General features: G+C 68.1%; 25 protein-coding genes. 17 read left to right on the top strand and 8 right to left on the bottom strand.

What is annotated here, in order from left to right; all coding sequences use genetic code 11:
• Positions 1–34: 34 nt before the first annotated feature.
• Positions 35–826: a molybdopterin-dependent oxidoreductase gene (locus J5J86_RS14550; RefSeq protein WP_209099184.1), complete on the bottom strand. Its 792-nt coding sequence runs from the start codon at positions 824–826 to the stop codon at positions 35–37.
• A 9-nt stretch (positions 827–835) separates the two neighbouring features.
• Positions 836–1,498, bottom strand: coding sequence for a cytochrome b/b6 domain-containing protein (locus J5J86_RS14545; protein WP_209099182.1), 663 nt, complete (start codon positions 1,496–1,498; stop codon positions 836–838).
• A gap of 84 nt (positions 1,499–1,582) precedes the next feature.
• Between J5J86_RS14545 and J5J86_RS14540 the strand changes: the two genes are divergently transcribed.
• The gene (locus J5J86_RS14540; protein ID WP_209099180.1) at positions 1,583–2,089 is read left to right on the top strand and encodes a PRC-barrel domain-containing protein; all 507 of its coding nucleotides are present in this window, start codon (positions 1,583–1,585) and stop codon (positions 2,087–2,089) included.
• Positions 2,090–2,109: 20 nt separating this feature from the next.
• Here J5J86_RS14540 and mtnK read toward each other — a convergent pair whose 3' ends face one another.
• On the bottom strand, positions 2,110–3,381 hold the full coding sequence (mtnK, locus tag J5J86_RS14535) for an S-methyl-5-thioribose kinase (RefSeq protein ID WP_209099178.1): 1,272 nt from the start codon (positions 3,379–3,381) through the stop codon (positions 2,110–2,112).
• Between the two features lie 193 nt (positions 3,382–3,574).
• Complete coding sequence (locus tag J5J86_RS14530; protein WP_209099177.1) at positions 3,575–4,105, bottom strand: helix-turn-helix domain-containing protein; 531 nt, start codon at positions 4,103–4,105, stop codon at positions 3,575–3,577.
• An 85-nt stretch (positions 4,106–4,190) separates the two neighbouring features.
• Here J5J86_RS14530 and J5J86_RS14525 point away from each other — a divergent pair, with 85 nt between their 5' ends.
• The 3 genes from J5J86_RS14525 to J5J86_RS14515 are packed head-to-tail and all read left to right on the top strand — an operon-like array spanning position 4,191 to position 6,620.
• Positions 4,191–5,183: a Bug family tripartite tricarboxylate transporter substrate binding protein gene (locus tag J5J86_RS14525; RefSeq protein ID WP_209099175.1), complete on the top strand. Its 993-nt coding sequence runs from the start codon at positions 4,191–4,193 to the stop codon at positions 5,181–5,183.
• A 7-nt stretch (positions 5,184–5,190) separates the two neighbouring features.
• Positions 5,191–5,838 carry a glutathione S-transferase family protein gene (locus J5J86_RS14520; RefSeq protein WP_209099173.1) on the top strand — a complete coding sequence of 216 codons (648 nt, stop codon included), beginning with the start codon at positions 5,191–5,193 and terminating at the stop codon, positions 5,836–5,838.
• 2 nt (positions 5,839–5,840) lie between these two features.
• Entirely contained in the window at positions 5,841–6,620 is a 780-nt protein-coding gene (locus tag J5J86_RS14515; RefSeq protein ID WP_209099171.1) for an aldolase, read from the top strand.
• Positions 6,621–6,668: 48 nt separating this feature from the next.
• Here J5J86_RS14515 and J5J86_RS14510 read toward each other — a convergent pair whose 3' ends face one another.
• Positions 6,669–7,295 (bottom strand): pyridoxamine 5'-phosphate oxidase family protein, encoded by a 627-nt coding sequence (locus tag J5J86_RS14510; protein ID WP_247657614.1) that lies wholly within the window; start codon positions 7,293–7,295, stop codon positions 6,669–6,671.
• Positions 7,296–7,358: 63 nt separating this feature from the next.
• Complete coding sequence (locus tag J5J86_RS14505) at positions 7,359–7,898, bottom strand: carboxymuconolactone decarboxylase family protein (protein ID WP_209099169.1); 540 nt, start codon at positions 7,896–7,898, stop codon at positions 7,359–7,361.
• Between the two features lie 130 nt (positions 7,899–8,028).
• On the opposite strand from J5J86_RS14505, the gene J5J86_RS14500 reads away from it, so the two are divergent.
• The 5 genes from J5J86_RS14500 (at position 8,029) to J5J86_RS14480 (ending at position 12,012) form a co-directional block, all read left to right on the top strand.
• Positions 8,029–8,931, top strand: a complete 903-nt coding sequence (locus J5J86_RS14500; protein WP_209099168.1) for a LysR family transcriptional regulator — start codon at positions 8,029–8,031, stop codon at positions 8,929–8,931.
• A gap of 130 nt (positions 8,932–9,061) precedes the next feature.
• The gene (locus J5J86_RS14495; RefSeq protein WP_209099165.1) at positions 9,062–9,952 is read left to right on the top strand and encodes an alpha/beta fold hydrolase; all 891 of its coding nucleotides are present in this window, start codon (positions 9,062–9,064) and stop codon (positions 9,950–9,952) included.
• A 103-nt stretch (positions 9,953–10,055) separates the two neighbouring features.
• The gene (locus tag J5J86_RS14490; protein WP_209099164.1) at positions 10,056–10,679 is read left to right on the top strand and encodes a CGNR zinc finger domain-containing protein; all 624 of its coding nucleotides are present in this window, start codon (positions 10,056–10,058) and stop codon (positions 10,677–10,679) included.
• 135 nt (positions 10,680–10,814) lie between these two features.
• Entirely contained in the window at positions 10,815–11,369 is a 555-nt protein-coding gene (locus J5J86_RS14485; protein WP_209099162.1) for a sigma-70 family RNA polymerase sigma factor, read from the top strand.
• A 10-nt stretch (positions 11,370–11,379) separates the two neighbouring features.
• Entirely contained in the window at positions 11,380–12,012 is a 633-nt protein-coding gene (locus J5J86_RS14480; RefSeq protein WP_209099160.1) for an NrsF family protein, read from the top strand.
• A gap of 19 nt (positions 12,013–12,031) precedes the next feature.
• On the opposite strand, the gene J5J86_RS14475 is transcribed toward J5J86_RS14480, so the two are convergent.
• On the bottom strand, positions 12,032–12,853 hold the full coding sequence (locus J5J86_RS14475; RefSeq protein ID WP_209099158.1) for a hypothetical protein: 822 nt from the start codon (positions 12,851–12,853) through the stop codon (positions 12,032–12,034).
• Between the two features lie 638 nt (positions 12,854–13,491).
• On the opposite strand from J5J86_RS14475, the gene J5J86_RS14470 reads away from it, so the two are divergent.
• From J5J86_RS14470 to J5J86_RS14455, 4 genes are all read left to right on the top strand, one after another.
• Positions 13,492–14,829: an MFS transporter gene (locus J5J86_RS14470; RefSeq protein ID WP_209099157.1), complete on the top strand. Its 1,338-nt coding sequence runs from the start codon at positions 13,492–13,494 to the stop codon at positions 14,827–14,829.
• Between the two features lie 76 nt (positions 14,830–14,905).
• On the top strand, positions 14,906–15,874 hold the full coding sequence (locus J5J86_RS14465) for a VOC family protein (protein WP_209099155.1): 969 nt from the start codon (positions 14,906–14,908) through the stop codon (positions 15,872–15,874).
• A 38-nt stretch (positions 15,875–15,912) separates the two neighbouring features.
• Positions 15,913–17,439, top strand: a complete 1,527-nt coding sequence (gene mhpA / locus J5J86_RS14460) for a bifunctional 3-(3-hydroxy-phenyl)propionate/3-hydroxycinnamic acid hydroxylase MhpA (RefSeq protein ID WP_209099153.1) — start codon at positions 15,913–15,915, stop codon at positions 17,437–17,439.
• 238 nt (positions 17,440–17,677) lie between these two features.
• Positions 17,678–18,508 carry a DNA-binding transcriptional regulator gene (locus J5J86_RS14455; protein WP_209099151.1) on the top strand — a complete coding sequence of 277 codons (831 nt, stop codon included), beginning with the start codon at positions 17,678–17,680 and terminating at the stop codon, positions 18,506–18,508.
• A gap of 6 nt (positions 18,509–18,514) precedes the next feature.
• On the opposite strand, the gene J5J86_RS14450 is transcribed toward J5J86_RS14455, so the two are convergent.
• A complete protein-coding gene (locus tag J5J86_RS14450) occupies positions 18,515–18,907 on the bottom strand; it encodes an acyl-CoA thioesterase (RefSeq protein WP_209099149.1) in 393 nt (130 codons plus the stop codon).
• 230 nt (positions 18,908–19,137) lie between these two features.
• On the opposite strand from J5J86_RS14450, the gene rplU reads away from it, so the two are divergent.
• From rplU to J5J86_RS14430, 4 genes are all read left to right on the top strand, one after another.
• The gene (rplU, locus tag J5J86_RS14445; RefSeq protein ID WP_209099147.1) at positions 19,138–19,515 is read left to right on the top strand and encodes a 50S ribosomal protein L21; all 378 of its coding nucleotides are present in this window, start codon (positions 19,138–19,140) and stop codon (positions 19,513–19,515) included.
• Between the two features lie 21 nt (positions 19,516–19,536).
• Positions 19,537–19,806, top strand: coding sequence for a 50S ribosomal protein L27 (gene rpmA / locus J5J86_RS14440; protein WP_209099145.1), 270 nt, complete (start codon positions 19,537–19,539; stop codon positions 19,804–19,806).
• A 161-nt stretch (positions 19,807–19,967) separates the two neighbouring features.
• A complete protein-coding gene (locus J5J86_RS14435) occupies positions 19,968–20,600 on the top strand; it encodes a GNAT family N-acetyltransferase (protein WP_209099143.1) in 633 nt (210 codons plus the stop codon).
• A gap of 144 nt (positions 20,601–20,744) precedes the next feature.
• On the top strand, positions 20,745–21,248 hold the full coding sequence (locus tag J5J86_RS14430; RefSeq protein WP_209099141.1) for an RNA pyrophosphohydrolase: 504 nt from the start codon (positions 20,745–20,747) through the stop codon (positions 21,246–21,248).
• Positions 21,249–21,384: the final 136 nt, after the last annotated feature.

Below are 21,384 nucleotides of genomic sequence, written 5' to 3'. Positions count from 1 at the left end.
GGGTTTAGGCCGTGCCGGGCCGCAGGGCGGTCCCTCACAGGCCGGAGAACCAGTTGAAGCCCTGCTTCTCCCAGAAGCCCTGCTGGTAGGTGTTGGTCACCTCGATGGCCCGCACCCATTTGGGATTCTTGAAGCCGAGCTTCACCGCCGTGCGCAGGCGCAGCGGGGCGCCATAGGGATCGGTGATAGGCTCGCCGGCATAATGGGTGGCCAGGATGGTCTGCGGATGGAGCGCCGAGGCCATGTCGATGCTCTCCATGTAATCGTCGGCGCCATGGAAGGCCACATAACGGGCGCTGAGGTCCGCCCCGACGCGGGTCAGAAAGTCCTTCAGGTTGGGGCCGGACCACTGGCCGATATAGTCCCAGCCTTCCACGCAGATGTGGCGGATGATCTCCTCCTGCTGCGGCAAGGCGTTGATGGCGTCCAGCGTCCAGGGGCGCTTGTCCTTCACGAGGCCGGCCAGCTCCAGCTTCCAGGTGGACAGGTCCACCGGGCGCACATCCTCGATCTCGTAATAGGCATTGAAGCGCGGGGGCTTCACCACCTGCGAGACGTCATAAGTGGGGGCCAGCTTGTTGGGGTCGAACAAAGCGGCCTGGGCCCCGTCATTGAAGTCGGACACCGCCCGCAGCACGGTCTGCACGCTCTCGTCCTGCGAGACGTTGCAGCCCGTGAGCAAGGTGAGCGCGCCAAGGCTCAGCGCCCCGCGCAGCACCTTGCGGCGGTCGATGGCCTCAACCAGCTTGCGGTTCTCCACCAGCACGCCGCGGTCGGGCACCTGTTGCGGGCGGAAGAGGGAGAAGGGACGTCTGCGGAGCGACATGGCACGCCTTCAGCGGTCGGAGGGAGGGGCATCGGGCAGCCGGGGGCCGCCGGTGAGCATGGCCAGGATGGTGCGCGGCACGAGGAGCGCGAGGCTCACATGCACCACCAGGAACAGGACGATGGCCGCCATGCCGAGGAAATGGGCGAGGCGGACGCCCTGAAAATCGCCGAACAGGCTCACAAGCCCCTGGAATTGCACGGGCTTCCACAGCGCGAGGCCGGTGACCACCTGGAAGATGATGGCCCCGATCACGCCCACATAAAGGGTCTTCTGCACGGCATTGTAGTGGGTGAGATCGTCGTGCTTCAGGCGGAAGGTGAGCGCGGCGATCACCTCCGCGACCACCTCGCGCGGCCGGATGGGCAGCAGCATGCGGTGGAAGCGGCCGGAGAGGATGCCATAGGCGAGATAAGCGAGCCCGTTCAGCACCAGCACCCACATGCCGAGGAAATGCCATTGCAGCCCATGCTGCGCCCACACCCCCAGCACGATCTCCTCGGGAAAGTGGAGAAAGCCGAAGATCACTTCGTCATTGTAGATCTTCCACCCACTCATGATCATGACGACCATGGTTACAGCATTGACCCAATGCATAATCCGCAATGGAAGCGGATGCAGACGGCGCGCGCGATCTCTAACACGCCCCATATGAAGAGATATATCCGACATTTTCTGCCCCGCTTTATTTAGATTTACGAAATTCAATTTCAGATATATTTTCTATTCACCCTTTCAATTCGGACATACATCCAAATGAAGAGCCAGCTTCTTCTCACCTCCACGCTCGCCGCCGTGCTTCTCGCCGTGCCACTGGCCGGTCCCGCCCGCGCCGATGACGGGCCGCAAAGCACCCCACAAGTCACCCGCCGCGAAGGCGGGGCGCACACCCAGCCGGTAGCGCAGGAGGATGGCCTCACCCCGCAGCAGCGCATGGAGCGCCGCTTTCCCCAGAAGGCGCGCGTGGGCGACCTGATCGGCCAGGCGGTCCTCGACTTCGACGACCGCACGCTCGGCTTCGTCACCGAGGTGGTGCGCACGCCGGAGGGCGGGCTCGTGCTGGTGATGCCCTATGGCGGCTGGTTCGGCCTTGGCGGGCGCCCCGTGGGCGTGCCGCTGGAGGCGGTGGCGAGCCTCGGACGGCATATCAACCTGCTCGATCTCGACCGGGCGGACCTTGCCGCCTTGCCCGACTGGATGGCCAAGGACGGCACGCCGCTGGCGGCGAACGAGACCATCCGCATCGCCATTTCGCGGCGCTGACGGCGGAGCGGGGGCGGCCCTCACGGCCGCGCCCCGCCGGCCAGGTCCAGCATCAGCGCGCACACATCCGCCATGCGCGCGAAGCCCGTGCGCCCCACCGCGAGCGCCCGCCCCGCCTTCAGCGCGCGGCGCTCGCAGGCGGCGCGCACTCGCTCATCGGCCACCGCTTCCAACTCCGCCGCATGGGCGAGGCCGAGAATGCGGCGATGCATCTCGATGCCGGCAAAGCCGAGCGTGTCCTCCCAGATTTCGCCAAGACGCGCCTTCAGCAGGAGGTCCGCGCCGCGCGGATCGCCTTGCCCCTCGAACACATCCCGCCCGCCCAGCATTCCCGCGCGCTCAGAATGCCAGAGGGCGGAAAACTCCGCGGTGAAGCTCGCCCAGACGGTGGCGGCGAGATCCAGGATGAACGCCCCATAAGCGGCGCGGTCAACGCTGCCCGCTGGCAAACCGGGCTGGGCGAAGAAGGCGAGGAAGAGATTGCCCAAGAGCGCGCCCACATCAAACCCCATGGGGCCATAGACCGCGAATTCGGGGTCGATCACCCGCGTATCGGTGGCGGTGGCCATGACCGAGCCGGTGTGAAGATCGCCGTGCAGCAGGGTCTCCGACCGCGTGGCGAAGCGCGCCTTCATTTCGCAGGCGGCCAGCGTCAGCGCCCGGTCTGCGCGCACATGCGCCGCCTCCCGCTCCAGGCCCGGCGTGTGGCGGTTGCGGGGGTGGTCAAGGAAGGGATCTGTGAAGACCAGATCCTCGGTGATCCCCGTCAATTCCACATTGGCGCAGAAGAGGGCCGTGTCCGCCTTGCGCCGCGCCGGACCAAGATGAAGGTCGGAGCCGCGAAACAGCGTGCGGGCGAGATAGTGGCCCAGATGCCGGCCGAGATCGTCGTAGCATTCCCCGGCAATGAGCCCGCGCCGCAGGATGAGATGCGGCGTCAGATGCTCCATCACGATCAGCGCTTGCGTCTCGTCGAAGGCGAGCACCTTGGGCATGCGCCCGGGGTCTCGGGCGCCGAGCCGCGTCAGGGCATGAAACTCGAAGGTGGCGCGGGCCAGCGAGAGCGGCCAGCCCTCGCCCACCACGCGCGCATAGGGGAGCGCCTGCTTGACGATGAGCGCGCCGCGCGACCCCTCCACCACGAAGACGAGGTTGAGATTGCCGTCGCCGATCTCCCGCACGCGCCAGCCTGTGATGGGGCCGAGGGCGTCGGTCATCTCGCTGCGATGGGCGAGGCGCAGGGGCAAATCGGCGCCTGTGAGCGGCCGATAGGCGGGCAGTCTTTCGAGCATGCCGGTCTCCGTGGAGCGGACGGATCTGCCGGCCGCCCATGGATGGGCAAGACCGGGTTCCGATGATCCATTCGACGGAAACGGCTTGGCCGTTACATGCGTCACGGCGCTGTGATGGGCGGGCGATGCTGCGAACATCCCGCCAGAAAGGGGCGCCGAGCCGGCCCCGATCGGGAATGCGGAGGGCGAGAGCTCAGTCGACCCGGATGACGATCAGCACCTCCGCCTCGTCGCCGCTGAGCGAGGTGATCTTGTGCGGGACCACGCCATTGAACTGGACGGCGTCACCCTGTTCGAGATCCTCCACCCGGCTCGGCAGTTCCAGGCGGATGCGACCGCCCAGGACGAAAAGCAGTTCGTCCCCCTCATGGTGGCTCATGGGATGGCTTTGCTCCCGCGCTTCGCCCGGCCTCATGACGAAGGCGACCATGCGATGTCCGCCCCGGGTGCTGGCCACCAGCCGGGGGGTGCCGCGCAGGGTATCCTGCGGCGTGCCCTCCTTGGCCCGGGTGACAATGACCGCGTCGCCCGTTTCGGCATCGCCGAAAAGCTCGTCCACCGAGACGTTCAGCACCTTCGCGAGCTTCAGCGCGGAGCCCACGGACGGCTTCACCAGACCCCGCTCGATCTTGGACAGATAGCCCCGGGTGACGCCCGTGGCCTGGGCGACCTCTTCCAGCGTGAGATTGGCACGCAGGCGCAGCAGCTTGAAATTCAGAGACATTGTTTCCTACAAGAAACTTGTTGACTCGATCTATGAAACAGATTTTGCTCCCCCACAACGCTGACAATAGCGAGGGAGGGAGCAGATGTTGAGGCATCGTACCAGGGGGCTGCTGGCCGGCCTCTGCCTCTTGGTGGCTTGGGCTTTCGCAGGCGGCGTGAGCCCGCTGCAGGCACAGGACGACTTTCCGACGCGGCCCATAAAGCTGGTGGTCCCGTTCGGTGCCGGTGGCATCACCGATGTGGTGGCGCGGCTCGTGGCGCAAGGCCTGTCTGACCGGCTGGGTCAGCCGGTGGTGGTCGTGAACCGCCCCGGCGCCGGGGGAGCCACGGCGGCCCAGTCGGTGGCCACTGCGGCACCGGATGGCTACACGCTTCTTCTGGGAACGGTGGGCACGCAGGTCGTCAACAAGATGATCTATCCACGCCTGTCCTATGACCCGGCCAGCTTTGTCCCGATTTCCCTGGTCAGCAATTCTCCCTATATCATCGCCGTCTCCCCCGCGCTCGACGTGAACAGCCTGAAGGCGCTCGTGGAGCGGGCGAAGGCCGAACCGGGCAAGCTGAATTTCGGCTCCGCCGGCAACGGCTCCTCGCCCCATCTGGCCCTGGAGCTGCTTGAACTTCTGACCGGGACGAAGATCGAGCACATCCCGTTCAAAAGCGGCGGCGACGCCGTCAACGGTGCACTGAGCGGCCAGATCCAGATCGTGTGCGACGCCATCCCCGTGGTGATGCCCCACCAGGCCAGCGGACGCCTGAAGGCCCTCGCCATCACGGACACCAAGCGCAGTGCCGCGTTCCCCGATTTGCCGACCACCGCCGAGCAGGGCGTGGAAGGCATGGTGGTCAGTTCCTGGAATGCCCTTCTCGCCCCAGCCGGAACACCCGACAGCCGGGTGACGGTGCTCCGGGACGCGCTCGCACAGGTCCTGGCCGATCCCACCCTCCTGGCGCGGTTCCAGGAACTGGGGATCGAGCCCATGCCCATCGGAAACCAAGCCTATGCCCGGCATATCGCGGCCGAGACCGAGCGCTGGTCGAAAGTGGTTGAAGCCGCTCACATCAGCATCCAGTGAGGGCCCGATGCGCATCTATGACACACAGCGCTCCGGCAATGCCTGGAAGGTGCGGCTGCTGGCGAGCTTCCTGGGCGTTCGGCTGAAGCGCACGTCGCTGTCCATCGACCGCGGCGACCTGAAGACCGACGCCTTCGCGGCCTTGAATGCCCTGCGCCAGGTGCCTGTCCTCCAGCTGCCGGACGGGCGGACCTTGTCCGAATCCCTGGCGATCCTGTTCTATCTGGCGGACGGCACGCCGTGGTGGCCCGAGGGGCGGCTCGCGCAGGCGGAAGTGCTGCGCTGGCTGTCCTTCGAGCAGTCCCAGCACATGCATCCACTGGCCCAGTTGCGCTTGCATCTGGCGCTGCATCCCGACTGGCCGTTAGCCACCGATCTGCTCGCGCACTGGCGCCACCAGGCAGATGAAGCCCTACGGCAGCTGGAGGCCCAGCTGGCAGCCGCGGGGGAGAGCGGGTGGGTGGCAACGCCATCCCATCCGAGCATCGCCGATGTTGCCCTCTATCCCTATACGCGCCTTGCCGCCATGGGCGGCTTGGACACGGGGCGGTTCCCAGCCATCACCCACTGGCTCCGGCGCATCGAGGCCCTGCCGGGCTACGAGCCCCTCTTCCCCGGGCGGTCCGACCTCACCGAATCCCGACAGGAGATATGATCATGGGGCAGCCCGACAGCTTCAGCCTCGACAAGACCAGCCTGATGGCCAAGTCGCAGGAAGACATGCGCGCGCACCTGGACGAGGGCACCTACAGCATGCGGGAGAAGGTCGCCCTCACCTGCCGCATCCTGTTCCATAACGGGCATGATTCAGGCCTTGCGGGCCAGATCACCACGCGCGGCGAGACGGCGGGCACCTTCCTGACGCAGCGCCTCGGGCTCGGCTTCGACGAGATCAGCCCCGACAATCTGCTGCTGGTGGACGAGCATCTGCGCGTGCTGGAAGGCACGGGCATGCCGAACCCCGCCAACCGCTTCCATTCCTGGGTGTATCGGGCGCGACCGGACGTGACCTGCATCGTTCACAGCCACGCCTTCCATACCGCCGCCCTCAGCATGCTGGAGGTGCCGCTCCAGGTCTCTCACATGGACACCTGCATCCTCTATGAGGATGTGGCCTTCGTGCCCAAATGGCCGGGCGTTCCGGTGGGCAATGACGAGGGAGAATTGATTTCGGCGGCACTGGGCACCAAGCGCGCGCTGCTTCTGGCCCATCACGGCCTGCTGGTGGCGGGGCGCACGGTCGAGGAAGCCTGCGTCATCGCCTTGGCGTTCGAGCGCGCGGCAAAGATGCAACTGATGGCTATGGCGGCGGGGCCGATCCAGCCCATCGATCCCAACCTCGCCCGCGAGGCGCGCGATTGGATCAATACCCCCAGGCGCAACAGCGCCGCCTTCGCCTATTATGCGCGGCGCACCCTGGCGGCCGCCCCATTCTGAGGTGACCAGAGACGCCACGGGGTCCGGGCCTTCGAGACGTTTCGCCTCTCAGGCGCGGGCCTCCGGCTTCAGCAGCTCACGCAACTCGGCATTCTCCGCCTCCACTGCCTCGAGGCGCGCGCGCAGCGCCAGCACCACGCGGGCGGCGGCGGCGGCGTCCACCTTCTGGGGGATATGGGCCTGGCAGTTCACGTCCCAGGCCTCCACCTCGAAGACGAGCACCTGCTCCACCTTACGGTCGGCGGGATCGATGCCCAGCACCTCGGCATAGGTCACGATGTCGGCGCTCATGCGGGCGCGGCCCCACAGCTTGATGCGGTGGCGGTTCTCGTAATCCATCAGGAACAGAAAGGCCTTCGGATTGTCCGCAAGGTTGCCAGTGGAGATGTATTGCCGGTTGCCCCGGAAGTCCGCCATCACGAGATGATGGTCGTCCGCGATGCGGATGAAGCCGGGCGGGCCGCCGCGATGCTGGACGTAGGGCTGCCCCTCCAAATTGGCCGTCCCCAGAAACGCCGTATCCACGCGGGCGAGGAAACCGCGCGGAAATTCCGACAGATCGCTGCGGAAGCCGCCCTGCGCCTCCACCGCCGCATAGCGGGCGCGCGAGCCCCGCCGCTCCTGCTCGGCGCGGATGGTCGGCGTGAACGCGATGTCGCATGAGCTTTGAGTCATGACAGGTCTCCCACGGGGCATGCGGGGCGGCATCAGGGCCGCCCCGTCTGTGTCGAAGGCCGCTCAGGCGGCGGTGCGCACCACCGGGAAGTCGATCTCGGTGCGGGCCACATGGTTGAGATAATTGGTGAAGATGTTGCGCGTCACCTGCGCCACGATCTCCACCAGCGCCTCGTTGCCAAGGCCGGTGGCGCGCAAGGCCGCGATCTCGGCATCGCTCACATGGCCCTTCGTCTCCAGGAGGGCGCGGGTGAAGGCGAGGATCGCGTCAAAGGTGGCATCGCCGCTTGCGCCATGGCGGGCGGCGGCGATCTGCGGCTCGGTCAGGCCCGCGCCCCGGCCCAGCAGCACATGGGCGGAGAGGCAATAGTCGCAGCCATTGGCCTCGGCGGTGGCGATGGCGATGGCTTCGCGCTGGCGGGCGGTGAGCACGCCGCCATTGAGCGTCTCGCCGGAGGCCAAAGTCGCATCAAGCACGGCGGGCGAATGGGCGACCACGCGATAGAGATTGGGCACCACGCCGAGCTTGGCCTTGATGGCGCCGAGCAGCTCCGCGCTGCGGCCCGTGGCGGTGGTGGGATCGACACCGGGAATGCGGGTCATGGCTCTTGTCCTTTCATGGAACGGGCGGCCGATTTGGCCGGTGCGCCATGAAATATCCGCGCCCATTGCTGCGTAGAATGAACATAAGCCGCAAGACATTCTTGCGGATCTCGCACGAAGGGAAACGGAAATGGACCGGATCGACGCCATGCGGGCCTTTGTGCTGGCGGTGGATGCGGGTGGCCTCGCCGCTGCCGCCCGGCGTCTGGGGCGTTCGCCCACCGCCGTCTCCCGTGCGCTTTCGGACCTGGAGGAGCAGGTGGGCACGCGCCTGCTGCGGCGCACCACCCGCGCGCTCCATCTCACCGAGGCGGGGGAACGCCACCTCATCGCCTGCCGGCGGCTGCTGGCGGATTATGACGAGGCCTTCGCCCAGGCCTCGGGCGAGCATCTGGCGCCGCGCGGCGTGCTCACCCTCACCGCGCCGGCGGTGTTCGGACGCCGCCATGTGCGCCCCATCCTGGATGACTTCCTCGATGCCCATGGCGAGGTGCAGGGGCGCCTCCTGCTGCTCGACCGGATGGTGCATCTGGTGGACGAGGGCATGGACGTGGCCATCCGCATCGGCCGCCTGCCGGATTCCGGGCTGATTGCGCGCCGCGTGGGCGAGGTGCGTCGGGTGGTCTGCGCCAGCCCCGCCCTGCTGGAGCGCCTGCCCCCCATCGCAACGCCCGATGACCTGTCCGGCCTGCCCTGCATCACCTTCGGCCAGATTTCGGAAGGCCAGGGCTGGGCCTTTCCCACCGGCCGGGGGCGCGGGCCGGTGGAGATCCGCCCGCGCCTTGCGGTGACGGGCGCGGAAGCGGCCATCGATTCCGCCATTGAGGGGCGGGGCATCACCTGCGTCCTGTCCTATCAGGTGGCGGATGCGGTGAAAGACGGGCGGTTGCGGCTGCTGCTGGAGGAGTTCGAGCCGCCGCCCATGCCGGTGCATGTGGTGCATCCCGAGGCGCGCCTTGCCGCAGCCAAGGTGCGCAGCTTCGTGGATTTCGCCGTTCCGCGCCTGCGGGCGCGACTGGAGGCGTTGGTGTAGGAATCCGAATGTAACCAATAAAATTATAATTGATAGGTTACATCCTTCACCCCTATCCCTGCTCCATCACCGGGCCGATGCCCGGCCGCAATCGGCCGGGCGCCCCTCTGCCACACCAGGAGATTTTCCAATGCCTGCCTCTCCCGCGGGAGCGTCGACGCGCGCCCTCCACCGCACCGTCACCGTCAATGGCCTGACCATCGCCTATCGCGAGGCCGGCCCCGCCGATGCCCCCGTGGTGCTGCTGCTTCACGGCTTCCCGTCTTCCTCCCACATGTACCGGGAGCTCATTCCCCTTCTGGCCGGCCACTACCGGGTGCTGGCGCCCGATTATCCGGGCTTTGGGACCTCGTCCGCCCCGGCGCCGGACGCCTTTCCCTATTCCTTCGCCAGCCTCGCCGAGGTGATCGAGGGCTTCACCCAGGCGGTGGGCGCGGCGGACTACACGCTGTTCATGCAGGATTATGGTGGCCCCGTCGGCCTGCGCCTGGCGCTGCGCCGCCCCGAGCGGGTGCTCGGGCTCATCTTCCAGAATGCGGTGGCCAATGTGGAGGGCTGGAACCCCGATGTGGTGGCCCAGATCGCCCCCTTCTGGGAAAACCGCACCGCCGAGACGGAGGTCCCCGTGCGCAACCTGCTCACCGCCGACACGACGCGCTTCCAATATCTGCATGGCGCCTCCCGGCCCGAGCGGGTGGCGCCGGAGAGCTATATCGTCGACCAAGCGGGCCTCGACCGGCCCGGCAATGACGCCATCCAGCTGGAATTGCTGCACGCCTACCAGGACAATGTGGCCCTCTATCCCGCCTTCGCCGAATATCTGCGCGCCCGCCAGCCGCCCACCTTGGTGGTGTGGGGAAAGAACGACCCCTTCTTCACGCTCGCGGGCGTCGACCATGTGAAGGCGTGCATCCCGGATACGCAGGTGCATCTCTTCGAGGCCGGACACTTCGCCCTCGAAACCCATGTGGACGAGATCGCCGCCGCCACCCTCGCCTTCCTCGATCGCACGGCCCCATAGCGCACGGCCGGCGGGCCGGCGGGCATTGCTCAGCCGGCCTCGCTTGCGCCAGCCCGAGGCGCATCCTAGATGCGGGAGGTTCGCGCCAGCCGCCGGAACCTTGATGCCCCACGCCCGCAAGCCCGCCGCCCCCGATCCGGCCCCCCGTCACACGGAGGGGGATTTCCGCGACGGCGTGCCGTTCCTGGGCGGGCGGCTGTGGATCGACCTCCTCAACACCACCCCAATGACTGGGGACGGCCCCCGCGACCTCATCGCCACGCCAGACGATTTCGCGCTCTGGGCGGTGCTGGCCCGGTTGCAGCCACCACCGCCCTCCGCGCTGGCCAAGGCCCACAAGGCCGTGCTCGGCCTGCGCCGGGATCTGCGCACCCTCTTCGATGATCTGGCGAAGGGCGGCCCGCCACGCGCGGACATCGCGGACACAGCCAATCGCGCGCTCGCCCCTGTGCATCTGCACCCGCGCATGGCAATCGAGGGGGACCGCTATGTCCTGCGCGAGGAGGCCGGCGGCGCCGAGGCCGCCATCGCGCTCGATGTCGCCCGCTTCCTCTGCGACTTCGAGCCGGAACGGCTCAAGCACTGCGCCAATCCGGCCTGCAACATGGTCTTCTATGATGGCGGCCGCAACGGGCGCCGCCGCTGGTGCTCCATGAGCGTGTGCGGCAACCGCGATAAGGTGAGCCGCTTCCGGGCCCGCCATTCTGAAAAGACCGAAGCTTCCTGAGAGCATCCCCATGCCGCATCACCCTGCCAGCCTTTGCATTTGCCATTCGCGGGACGTGCGGTACGAACACAGTGAGGGACGGGCGCATGTAACGCCGGGGCCTCGTCGCGCGAACTGACGTTTGGGAAAGCGTGGATGGACGATCGCGAAAGGCGCTGGGCGCAAGGCATGCGGGATGCGCTTGCCGGCAACCAGACGGCCTATGAGCAGCTCCTGCGCGAACTGGCGCCGGCGTTGCGCGCGGCCGTCCGTCGGCGTTTTTCCAGCATCGGCCTGGGGGTGGGCGAGAGCGAGGACGTGGTGCAGGAGATCCTGCTGGCGGTGCATCTGAAGCGGCACACCTGGCGCGCGTCGGATCCGCTGGGTCCGTGGCTGTGGACGATCGCCCGCAACAAGTTCGTGGACCATCTGCGGCGGCGCGGGCGGCGGGTGGAGGTGCCCATCGAGGATTTCGCCGAAATCCTCCCCGCGCAGGAGGAGCGGCCCGGCACCGATGATCGCGACGTGCAGCGCCATCTCGCCATGCTGCCGCCGCGCCAGCGCGATGTGCTCACCTCCATCGCCGTGGAGGGGGCCTCCGTGGGCGAGACGGCGAGCCGCCTCGGGCTGACGCCTGGTGCCGTACGGGTGAATTTGCACCGCGCCTTCGCCCGCCTCGCCGACCGGCTGCGCGGCGAAGAAACGGAATAGGATGACGCGTGTGAAGACCGACGACCTGATCCGAGCCCTTGCCGCTGATCCCCGCCCTGGCCCGAGCCTTGAAGCCGGGCTCGCGGGCGCGCTCGTGGCTGGCCTTGCGGGCGCCGCCCTCCTGTTCGCAGCGACGCTGAATATCCGGCCCGGACTGGCGGGGCTGATGATGGACCCGCGCATCCTGCTGAAATTCGGCGTCGCACTCGCCATGGCGTCCTCGGCCGGCGCGCTCGCGCTGCGCCTTGCCCGGCCAGGCGCGCGGCGACCGTCCTGGGCCATCATCCTCCTGCCGCTCGCTGTGGCGCTCGCGGGCTGCGCGGGGGAGATGCTCACCACCCCCGAACGCAGTTGGATGCCCGGCCTGATCGGCCGCTTTGCCCCCTATTGCCTCGCTTATGTGCCGTTGCTCTCTCTCCCGGTGCTGGGCGCGGCCCTGATGGCCCTGCGGCGCGGCGCCCCGGCGCGGCCGGCGGAGGCCGGCGCGGCGGCGGGCTTCCTGGCGGGGGGCCTTGGCGCGGCGGTCTATGCCTTCCACTGCCCGGACGATTCCGCCTTCTTCGTGCTGACCTGGTACGGCCTCGCCATTCTCGCCGTGGCTGGGCTCGGCGCACTTCTGGGCCGGCGCCTGCTGCGCTGGTGAGGCGGCCGCAGGCCGCGCTTCAGAAATGATAGGCGGCGGACAGGAACACGCCGTGCTGCGTCATGTCATAGACGAAGCCGTCATTCACATAGTCCGTATAGATGGCCCGGTAGCCCACCGCCGTGGAGAGGTTGGGCGTCCACATATAGCCCAGTGACGCAAAGCCCTGGGCCGTGATCTTCGAGCCAAGCCCGAAGCCGCCCACATCTCCGATGACATTCAGGAACCATTTGTCGGTGATGGCATAATTGAGCATCAGGCCGATGGTGGGGTCCACCCAGTCCTGGTTTCCGCTGGTGCTGAGCGGCAGCCCGAAGAACGGCGTCTGAAGCTGGAAGTCGCCGGACAGATGCTGGTAGCGGAAGCCCACAGTGGCGCTCAGGTCCACGTTCTGCGGCAGCCCCACCGGCAGGCGATAGCCCAGCAGCCCGGAGACGATGGCCTGCTTAACGCCAAGGCTGGCATAGCTCGCCCCGTCCCGCCCCGCCGTCGAGCCGGCCGAGAGATTCGCGTAGACCACGTCCATCAGGAAGGTGAAGTCCGACTTCTTCACCATGAACGAGCCCATGACAGCCCCGTCCAGATTGGACAAAGCGTCGATGGCGGAAATGTCCACATTGGCCGCCGGCCAGCCGCGCACGCCCGTATGTCCGTTCAGTGCTGTCGCCCAGCCATAAAGGGTCAGCTGGTACTTGGCCGCATCCACCATGGGCGGAGGCACGGTGACAGCGGCGGCAGGGGTGGAAAGATCGGCGGCAAGAGCGGGCGAAAAGGATGGGGCTGCCGCAGCCGTGAGAAGCAGCGCAGCGGACAGGACGGCGGACGGAACGGGCAGGCGCATCGCGAGGGGGCTCGGGCACGAAACAGAAGACGGCGGACCTTGGCCGTGGCGGCGCCCTGGATCAAGCCTCGCCTTGGCAGGTCCCACGGCCGCTGGCGTGTACGGAATGACGCAGGCTCCTGTCCGCCAGGCGGACAGGAGGGGTTTTCCGCTGTTGCATGCGGTCGCAGGGGCCTATCTCGGACAGATAAGAAACACGGGAGGAACCCATGAGACCGAGGCACATCCACCCCGCGCCCTGATGGCGGCCAAGCCCCCACGCCCATCTGGCCCTGACGGCGCTGGGGTCCCTTAAGGTCACGGTGGCCTGACGTGGCCGCGTGGGGCGGTCGCCCTGCACCGGCAGATCCCCACCCGAGCCGACCTCGCGCCCCCGGCGCCCGCGTGCCCGCCCGTCAGGAGAGGCGCGACGGACGCCCGTTCGCATTCCCGACGCCCAGATCCCGCCCGCCACGCCCCGGCGCCGTCTTCACCGCGACGCGCGCCGCCGGCGGGGTCCATGCCAGTCGCGCGCTCCGGGTCACTCCCGGCGCCCCGACAGGCACAAGCCCCCCCGTCCGGCGCCAACCCGCCGGGCGAACGATCCCCCATTGCCAATTCCCGCCCATCAAGAAGGCTTACGGAGGGCCTGAGGACATATGAGCGCCATCGCCACCCCATCCGCCGCTCCCGCGCCCCGGCTCAGCCGCGCGCAGTGGCGCATCATCATGCTGGCCAGCCTCGGCGGCTCGCTGGAATTCTATGACTTCATCATCTACGGCATTTTCGTCCAATATATCTCGGCCCAGTTCTTTCCCACCAGCGACCCCTATGTGTCGCTCATCCTGTCCTTCTCGGTTCTGGCGCTGGGGTTCTTGGCGCGGCCGCTGGGCGGGGTGCTGCTGGGCGGGCTTGGTGACCGCTATGGCCGCCGCCCGGTCTTCATCGCCTCGCTGGGCCTGACGACGCTGGCCACCATCGCCATCGGCCTCCTGCCCTCCTATGCCACCTGGGGCCTCGCGGCCCCGCTGCTGCTGGTGGCCTTCCGCCTGGTGCAGGGCATTTGCCTCGGCGGCGAATTGCCGGGGGCGGTGACCTATGCGGTGGAGGCGGCGCCCCGGCGGGCGGGCCTTGCCTGCGGCTTCATCATCTTCTGCGTGAATGTGGGCGTGCTGATCGCCACCCTGGTCAATCTCGGCATCCAATATGCCCTGCCGCCCCAGGACGTGGCGGCCTATGGCTGGCGCATCGCCTTCCTGTTCGGCGGCGTCATCGGCATCGTCTCCTTCGCGCTGCGCCGCAAGCTGGAGGAATCGCCGGAATTCGTGAACCTGCACGGCAAGGCCTCCCGCCATCCGCTCAAGGAGCTGGTGCGCGACCATGGCCGCTCGCTGGTGGTGGCGGCCGGCATCGCCGCCATCATCGCCGGCTTCAACGGCCTGCTCTACGGCTTCATGCCTGCCTTCCTGGTGCGTTCGCTGGGCTATGCGGCGCCGGAAGTGGCGCTGGGCATGACCTCGGCGCTGGTGGTGTCCTCCATCGGCCTCATCATTGCCGGCTGGGCGGGGGACCATGTGCCCGGCAAGCAGATCCTGCGCATCGGCTCGGCGCTGATGGTCATCACGGTCGTGCCGCTCTTCATGATGCTGGCCAATCATGCCAGCGTGGTGCTGGTGCTGAGCCTCCTGTCGCTGGTCTTCTCGCTGGCGAGCGGCATCTGGCCCTCGCTGCTGGCGAACCTCTTCCCCACAAAGGTGCGCTTTTCCGGCATCGCCTTGTCCTACAATGTGAGCGTGACCATCCTGTCCGGCTTCGCGCCGCTGGCCGCCACCATGCTCATCGAGCGCACCCAGATGCCTGCCGCGCCCTCGCTCTATATCGCGCTGTGCGCCGCCTTGAGCTTCTGGGCGAGCTTCCACATCACCCGGCGCGACAACGTGCCGGCCTCCGAGGCGCTGGGCACCGAACTGCCCGCAGCAGGCGCCCCGCGTCCCTGATCCCTGGCGCGCGGACCGGCCAACGGCCCGCGCGCCCTCACCCCGCATCCGATTTTCCGCTTTGGAGGACTGAGCCATGGGCGTCATCGCACTGGGCTATCTGGGCATCCGCTCCGACAAGATGAGGGACTGGCGCGATTTCGCCTCCGGCCTCCTCGCCATGCAGGCGGTGGATGTCACCTCCGGCCACGCCACCTTCCGCATGGACGACCAGCGCCAGCGCCTGTTCGTCGCCAATGAGCCCGGCTCGACGCTGGCCGCCATCGGCTGGGAAGTGGAGGAGAAGGGCGACCTCGACGCCTTCGGCGCCCGACTTGAGGCCGCTGGCGTCGCGGTGAAGCGGGGCACGCGCGGCCTTGCCGACCAGCGCTTCGTTGAAGACCTCATAACCTTCGACGATCCCGACGGCAACCGGGTGGAATTGTTCTTCAATCCCATGCGGGCGGAAGATCCCTTCGTGCCCGGCCGGCCCATTTCCGGCTTCAACACCGGCGCGCTGGGCATGGGACATGCGGTGCTGCACGCCGTGCGCATCGAGGCGCTCCTGCCCTTCTACCGGGATCTCCTCGGCTTCCACGTCTCCGATTACGGGCTCACCCCCTATCCGCTCTATTTCTTCCATGTGAATGGCCGCCACCATTCCTTCGCCATGGTGGGCTCGGGCCAGACGGGCTTCCATCACTTCATGGTGGAGTTCAAGAATCTCGACGATGTCGGCCAGGGCTATGACCTCGCCCAGTTGCAGGAGGGCCGGGTCGCCTACACGCTGGGCCGGCACACCAACGACTACATGACCTCCTTCTACGCCCATTCGCCCTCCGGCTTCTTCGTGGAGAATGGCTGGGGCGGGCGGGTGATCGATCCGGCCACCTGGGAGCCCCACGAGACCTTTGTGGGGCCGAGCTTCTGGGGCCATGAGCGGCTCTATCTGCCGGAAGAGCCCCGCGCGCGGCTGCGCCAGATGCGGCTCGACGCCGCCGCCAACGGCGTCCGCGCCCCGGCGGTGGTGGATTGCCCCTGGCTCTATGGTCACGTCCCCGGCTGAGCCCTTCCCTCTTCCCCTGACATCCGCGAGGGACCCAAATGTCCACGCTCACCGATACCGACCACATCTTCGACGTTGCCATCGTGGGCCTCGGCCCGGTGGGGGCGTGCCTGGCCAATCTGCTGGGGCAGAAGGGCGTCTCCACCCTGGTGCTGGAGCGCGAGACCAATGCCTACCACCTGCCCCGCGCCGTGCATTTCGACGACGAGGTGATGCGCGTCTTCCAGGCCATCGGCCTCGCGGATGAGATCGAGCCCACCACACGCTGCAATCCCGGCATGCGCTTCGTGGATGCGCAGGGCGCCCTGCTTTTGGACTGGCCCCGCCCGCCGGGCGAGAGCCCGCAAGGCTGGCAAGCCAGCTACCGCTTCCACCAGCCGGACCTGGAGCGCATCCTGCGTGCCGGGCTCGCGCGCTTCCCCTCCGTGGAGGTGCGCACCCGCTGCGATGTCTTCGCCTTCACCGATGACGGCGCCGGCGTCGAGGTGCGCTATGAGGAACTGGGCACCGGCACACCCCGTGCCGTGCGCGCCCGCTATGTGGTGGGTTGCGATGGCGGCCGCTCGCTGGTGCGCCGATTCATGGGGTCCTCCCTGGAGGACCTCGGCTTCCACGAACGCTGGCTGGTGCTGGACGTGATGCTGCGGCGGGACAAGCCGGAGCTGGGCGACCACACCATCCAATATTGCGACCCGGCCCGCCCCGCCACCTATGTGCGCGGCCCCGGCGACCGCAGGCGGTGGGAAATCACCGTGCACCCGCACGAGGACGCCGCCACCATGACCACGCCCCGCAAGGTGTGGGAATTGCTCGCCCCCTGGCTGAAGCCGGAGGAGGCGGAACTGGAGCGGGCCGCCGTCTATACTTTCCACTCCGCCGTGGCCCGCCAGTGGCGCGCCGGGCGCCTGCTGGTGGCCGGGGACGCTGCCCACCTCACCCCGCCCTTCATGGGCCAGGGCATGTGCTCGGGGGTGCGGGACGCGGCCAACCTCGCCTGGAAACTGGAGGCGGTGGTCAACGGCCATGCGGCCGATGCCCTGCTCGACACCTATCAGAGCGAGCGCGCGCCGGACGCCCGCGCCTATATCGAGACCGCCATGCGCCTCGGCGGCCTCATCAATACCTGCAACACCGAGGCGGCCCTCGCCAGCGCCTTCCGCGACGAAGACGGGGTGGCCCGCCTGAAAAGCCGGGTGCCGCAGCTGGGCGCGGGCCTTGCCGCCGGGCGGGCGGACCGGGCCGGCCAGCGCATTCCCCAGCCGCGCCTCGCCGACGGCCGGCGGCTCGACGAGGCGGTGGGCTACGGCTTCGCCCTGCTGGTGCGCGAGAGCCTCTGGCGCGCCGCCAGCGAAGGCGTGCGGCGCGGCTTCACCGAGGCGGGCATCGCGGTGCTCACCGAGACCGACGGACCAGCCCTCGCCGCGCTGCTCGACGAGGCGGACACGTCCGCCCTCCTGGTGCGGCCGGACCGTTATGTGGCCGGTGCGGCCCATGATGCCGCGGAACTGGCCGCCCTTTCCCAGGCCCTTGCCCCCTATCGGCCGGCCCACGCCTCGGCGGCCTGACCCTCCAATCGAAGGGCCCTCCCCCGGACGTTCGCGCCTTCCCTTGGGCGACGCCTGCGACCAGAGGCAGCGTCACCGGTCTGGGGGGGGCGGTGACGCTCCCGGCCGCTGCGCATCTTGGGGCGACTGACCGCTGAAGGGCAGCCGGCCCCGGCGACCCATCGGCACCGGGCTTGACGTGCGGCCGGCGGGGGCGGTTCATCGCATGGGCCGATCCCCTCGGCCGAACGGACCAGCCATGGACGAGACCGACGCGGCGCCCCGCCCGGCGGGCCAGCACAAGGAGACACAGGACAAAAGCGAGAGCGTGCGGGCGCTGAGCCGCGGCCTCGCCGTGCTGCGCTATGTGAATTCGGTGGGCAGCGCCGGCGCCTCGGCCATCGCCCGCGCCCTCAACATTCCCCGGCCCACCGTCTACCGGCTGATCCAGACGCTGGAGGAGGAAGGCTATCTCTCCTTCTCCGCCTCCTCCGCCCAGGTGCGGGTGACGCGCCTCGCGGCGAGCCTTGGGGATGGCTATGCCGCCCATTCGCGGGTCTGCCAGGCGGCAGGCCCCGTCTTCGGCACGTTCGGCCCCAAGCTGGTCTGGCCCCTGGACCTCACCGTCTATGAGAATGCGGCCATGGTGATCCAGGAGACCACCCACACCCGCTCGCCGCTCTCCATCGACCGGGGCATGATCGGCTACCGCCTGCCCATGCTGCGCACCTCCGCCGGGCGCACCTATCTGGCGCTCTGCGCGCCCGAGGAACGGGTGATGATTCTCGACCATCTGCGGCGGCTCGACGAGCCGGAGGACAAGCCCTTTTTGGAAGAGGCCTGGCTCACGCGCATGATCGAGGATGTGCGCCGCCGGGGCCTCGGCGTGCGCGATGGCGGCGAGTTCCGCCCCAAGACCTCCAGCATCGCCGCCCCCGTCCTGATGGAGGGGCGCATGGTGGCGGTGGTGTCCATGATCTGGATCCGCTCCGCCTTGTCGCTGGACGAGGCCATCGCGGCCCATGCGGGCACGCTGCGCCAGATCACCGATGCCATCGCCGCCACGGCCGCCGCGCCGGCGACGGCCTGAGGCGCCTCACTCCACTGGAATGGCACGGGGTCGGCCGACCTCGTCGATGGCCACGAAGGTGAAGGTGGCCTCGGTGACCTTGAAGGTCTCCTCGCTCGCCCGTTCGCGCCGCCAGGCCTCCACCTCGATGCGCATGGAGGTGCGGCCGATCTTGGTGAGCTTGGCGAACAGGCTCACCTCGTCGCCCACGGCTACCGGACCGAGGAAGGTGATGGCCTCCACCGCCACCGTGGCCGCGCGGCCCCGCGCCCGGCGGGTGGCCACATTGCCGGCGGCAAGGTCCATCTGCGACATGAGCCAGCCGCCGAAGATATCGCCATTGGGATTGGTGTCCGCCGGCATGGCGATGGTGCGGATGGACGGCACCTCGTCCGGCATGCCGGCCTCTTTGTCACGCATGATGTCCCCCTGTGTTGGACTCCTTTTAGCGATGCCAAACTGAGACCGGAAGCCGCAGGCGGGCAGGATTTGCCGGCATTGATGCAAGCCATCCCCGGCCTTTTCGCATTGACAAAAAGGCCTCCCGCAGATAGGGGACACCCTTCGCGTGGGGACATGCGCCCCATATCCCAGCCCGACCGAAAGAAGCCGGCCCTTCGAGGCTTGGCTGAACACGAAAGCGAGACAAGATGTTCGCGGTCATCAAGACAGGCGGTAAGCAGTATCGCGTCGCCGCCGACGACGTCATCACGGTGGACAAGATCGAGGCCGAAGCCGGCGCGAGCGTGTCCTTCCCGGTTCTCATGGTGGCCGGCGCGGCCACGGTCATTGGTGCCCCCCTCGTTGACGGTGCCACCGTCACCGCCGAGGTGGTGGAACAGACCCGCGGCGATAAGGTGATCGCCTTCAAGAAGCGCCGCCGCCAGAATTCGCGCCGCAAGCGGGGCTTCCGCGCGGAGCAGACCGTGGTGCGCATCACCGAGATCACCGGCCCCGGCGGCGAAAGCGCCAAGGCTGCCCAGACCACCCAGGACGCGCCGGCCGCCGAGGCCGCTGCCGACGCCTGATCTTAGGATTGGAGAGCTCAGATGGCTCATAAGAAAGCAGGCGGCTCGTCCCGCAACGGTCGCGACTCCGACGGCCGCCGCCTTGGCGTGAAGAAGTTCGGCGGCCAAGAGGTCATTGCCGGCAATATCATCGTGCGCCAGCGCGGCACCAAATGGCATCCCGGCACCAATGTGGGCATGGGCAAGGACCATACCTTGTTCGCCCTCATTCCGGGCAAAGTCGAGTTCCGCACCAAAGCCAACGACCGAACCTTCGTATCCGTTGTCCCCGCCCTTGAGGCGGCCGAATAAGCGGCGAGACCTGAAAATGCAGGGTCCCGCCGGTCTCGTCGAACCGGTGGGAGCCTGACATGGGTGTCATTGGCTCCTGAATGAAACCGGGGAGACGGGCAGTCTCCCCGGTTTTGTTTTGTCCGCACGGTCCTGAAGACCCTTGAGGCAAGGAGCCCGCCATGACCATCGTCGAGTGCCCGTCGCAGGTCCTGCTCCAGGAGAGCAGTATCCCCGTCCTCGAAACCGAGCGGCTCGTGCTCCGCATGCCCCGGGTCGAGGACGTGCCCGCCATTGCAGCCCTTGCCAATAATGTCCGGATCGCGGAAATGACCGCGAACCTGCCCCATCCCTATCGCCCGTCGGACGCCCGCGCCTTCGTCGACACCCTGGCCGCCACCGCCAACGGCATCACCTTCGCCATTTTCCTAAAGCAGGAAGGCGGCTTCGCCTTCGCCGGCATGTGCGGCTTCGGCCAGCGCAAGGGCGAGAGCGCGCCCGAGATCGGCTATTGGATCGGCGAGCCCCATTGGGGGCGCGGCATCGCCACCGAGGCGGTGCGTGCCATCATCGATTTCGTCTTCTCCGAGACCGACCACGACCGCATTCTGGGCGCCGCCCGCGTGGTCAATCCGGCCTCTCGCCGGGTGCTGGAGAAGTGCGCGTTCCAGTGGTGCGGGGTGGGCCTGTGCCGCGTGAAGGCGCTCGGCGCCTCGGTTCCGGTGGACCGCTTCCAGTTGGAGCGGCGCACCTGGGCCTCGCTGCGCGCCTGGGGATCGACCGCCCTCCCCCACCATCGCGCCCTCACCCATTGAGGGCACGCCCGGGCCTCGGGGTGGCCCCCGCTTCCCCGGGCAGTGGGCGCTCCGGACCGGCCGCGTGCGGCGCAAGGCCCGCGCGCGGCGCGGCGCGATCTGCTATCTGGAGCCCGACCGCTTCAGCCACAGGATCCGCCGCCCATGCGCTCGTCCGATGACCTTCCCTATCGCCCCTGCGTGGGCATCGCCGTCTTCGATCGTGCCGGCCGTGTCTTCATGGGCCAGCGCGCCGGCGGCCCCGAGCATGTGGACATGACCTATTCCTGGCAATTGCCCCAGGGCGGCATCGACAAGGGCGAGGACCCGTATGAGGCCGCCTTGCGCGAGCTTTATGAGGAGACGTCCATCCGCTCGGTGAAGAAGCTGGGCGAGATCGAGGACTGGTTGTCCTACGACCTTCCCGGCCGCATCGTCGGCCAGGCCTGGAGGGGCAAGTATCGTGGCCAGACCCAGAAATGGTTCGCCTTCGCCTTCACCGGGGACGAGGGGGAGATCGAGATCCTCAAACCCGGCGGCGGACACCACAAGGCGGAGTTCATGGCCTGGCGCTGGGAAAGCCTGGAGCGCGCGCCCGAACTGGTGGTGCCCTTCAAGCGGCCCGTCTATGAGCGGGTGGCCAACGAATTCCGTCGCTTCGCGGTCTGACAAACGCGGCCCCTGGGGCCGAGAAGTGGATCCGAGCCCCCACTCGCGCGGCGAGGCGGCGGGCTCGCAGAGCCACGCTTTCCTACAGGGAGCCGCCGGCAAGGCCCCCTCCCCGCCCCAGGCCAGGCTCCAGCTT

Origin of the sequence: Aquabacter sp. L1I39 (assembly GCF_017742835.1) — a bacterium.
Classification (GTDB): Bacteria; Pseudomonadota; Alphaproteobacteria; order Rhizobiales; family Xanthobacteraceae; genus L1I39.
Note: the sequence above shows the minus strand (reverse complement) of the source record. Positions and strands in the feature narration are given on the sequence as shown.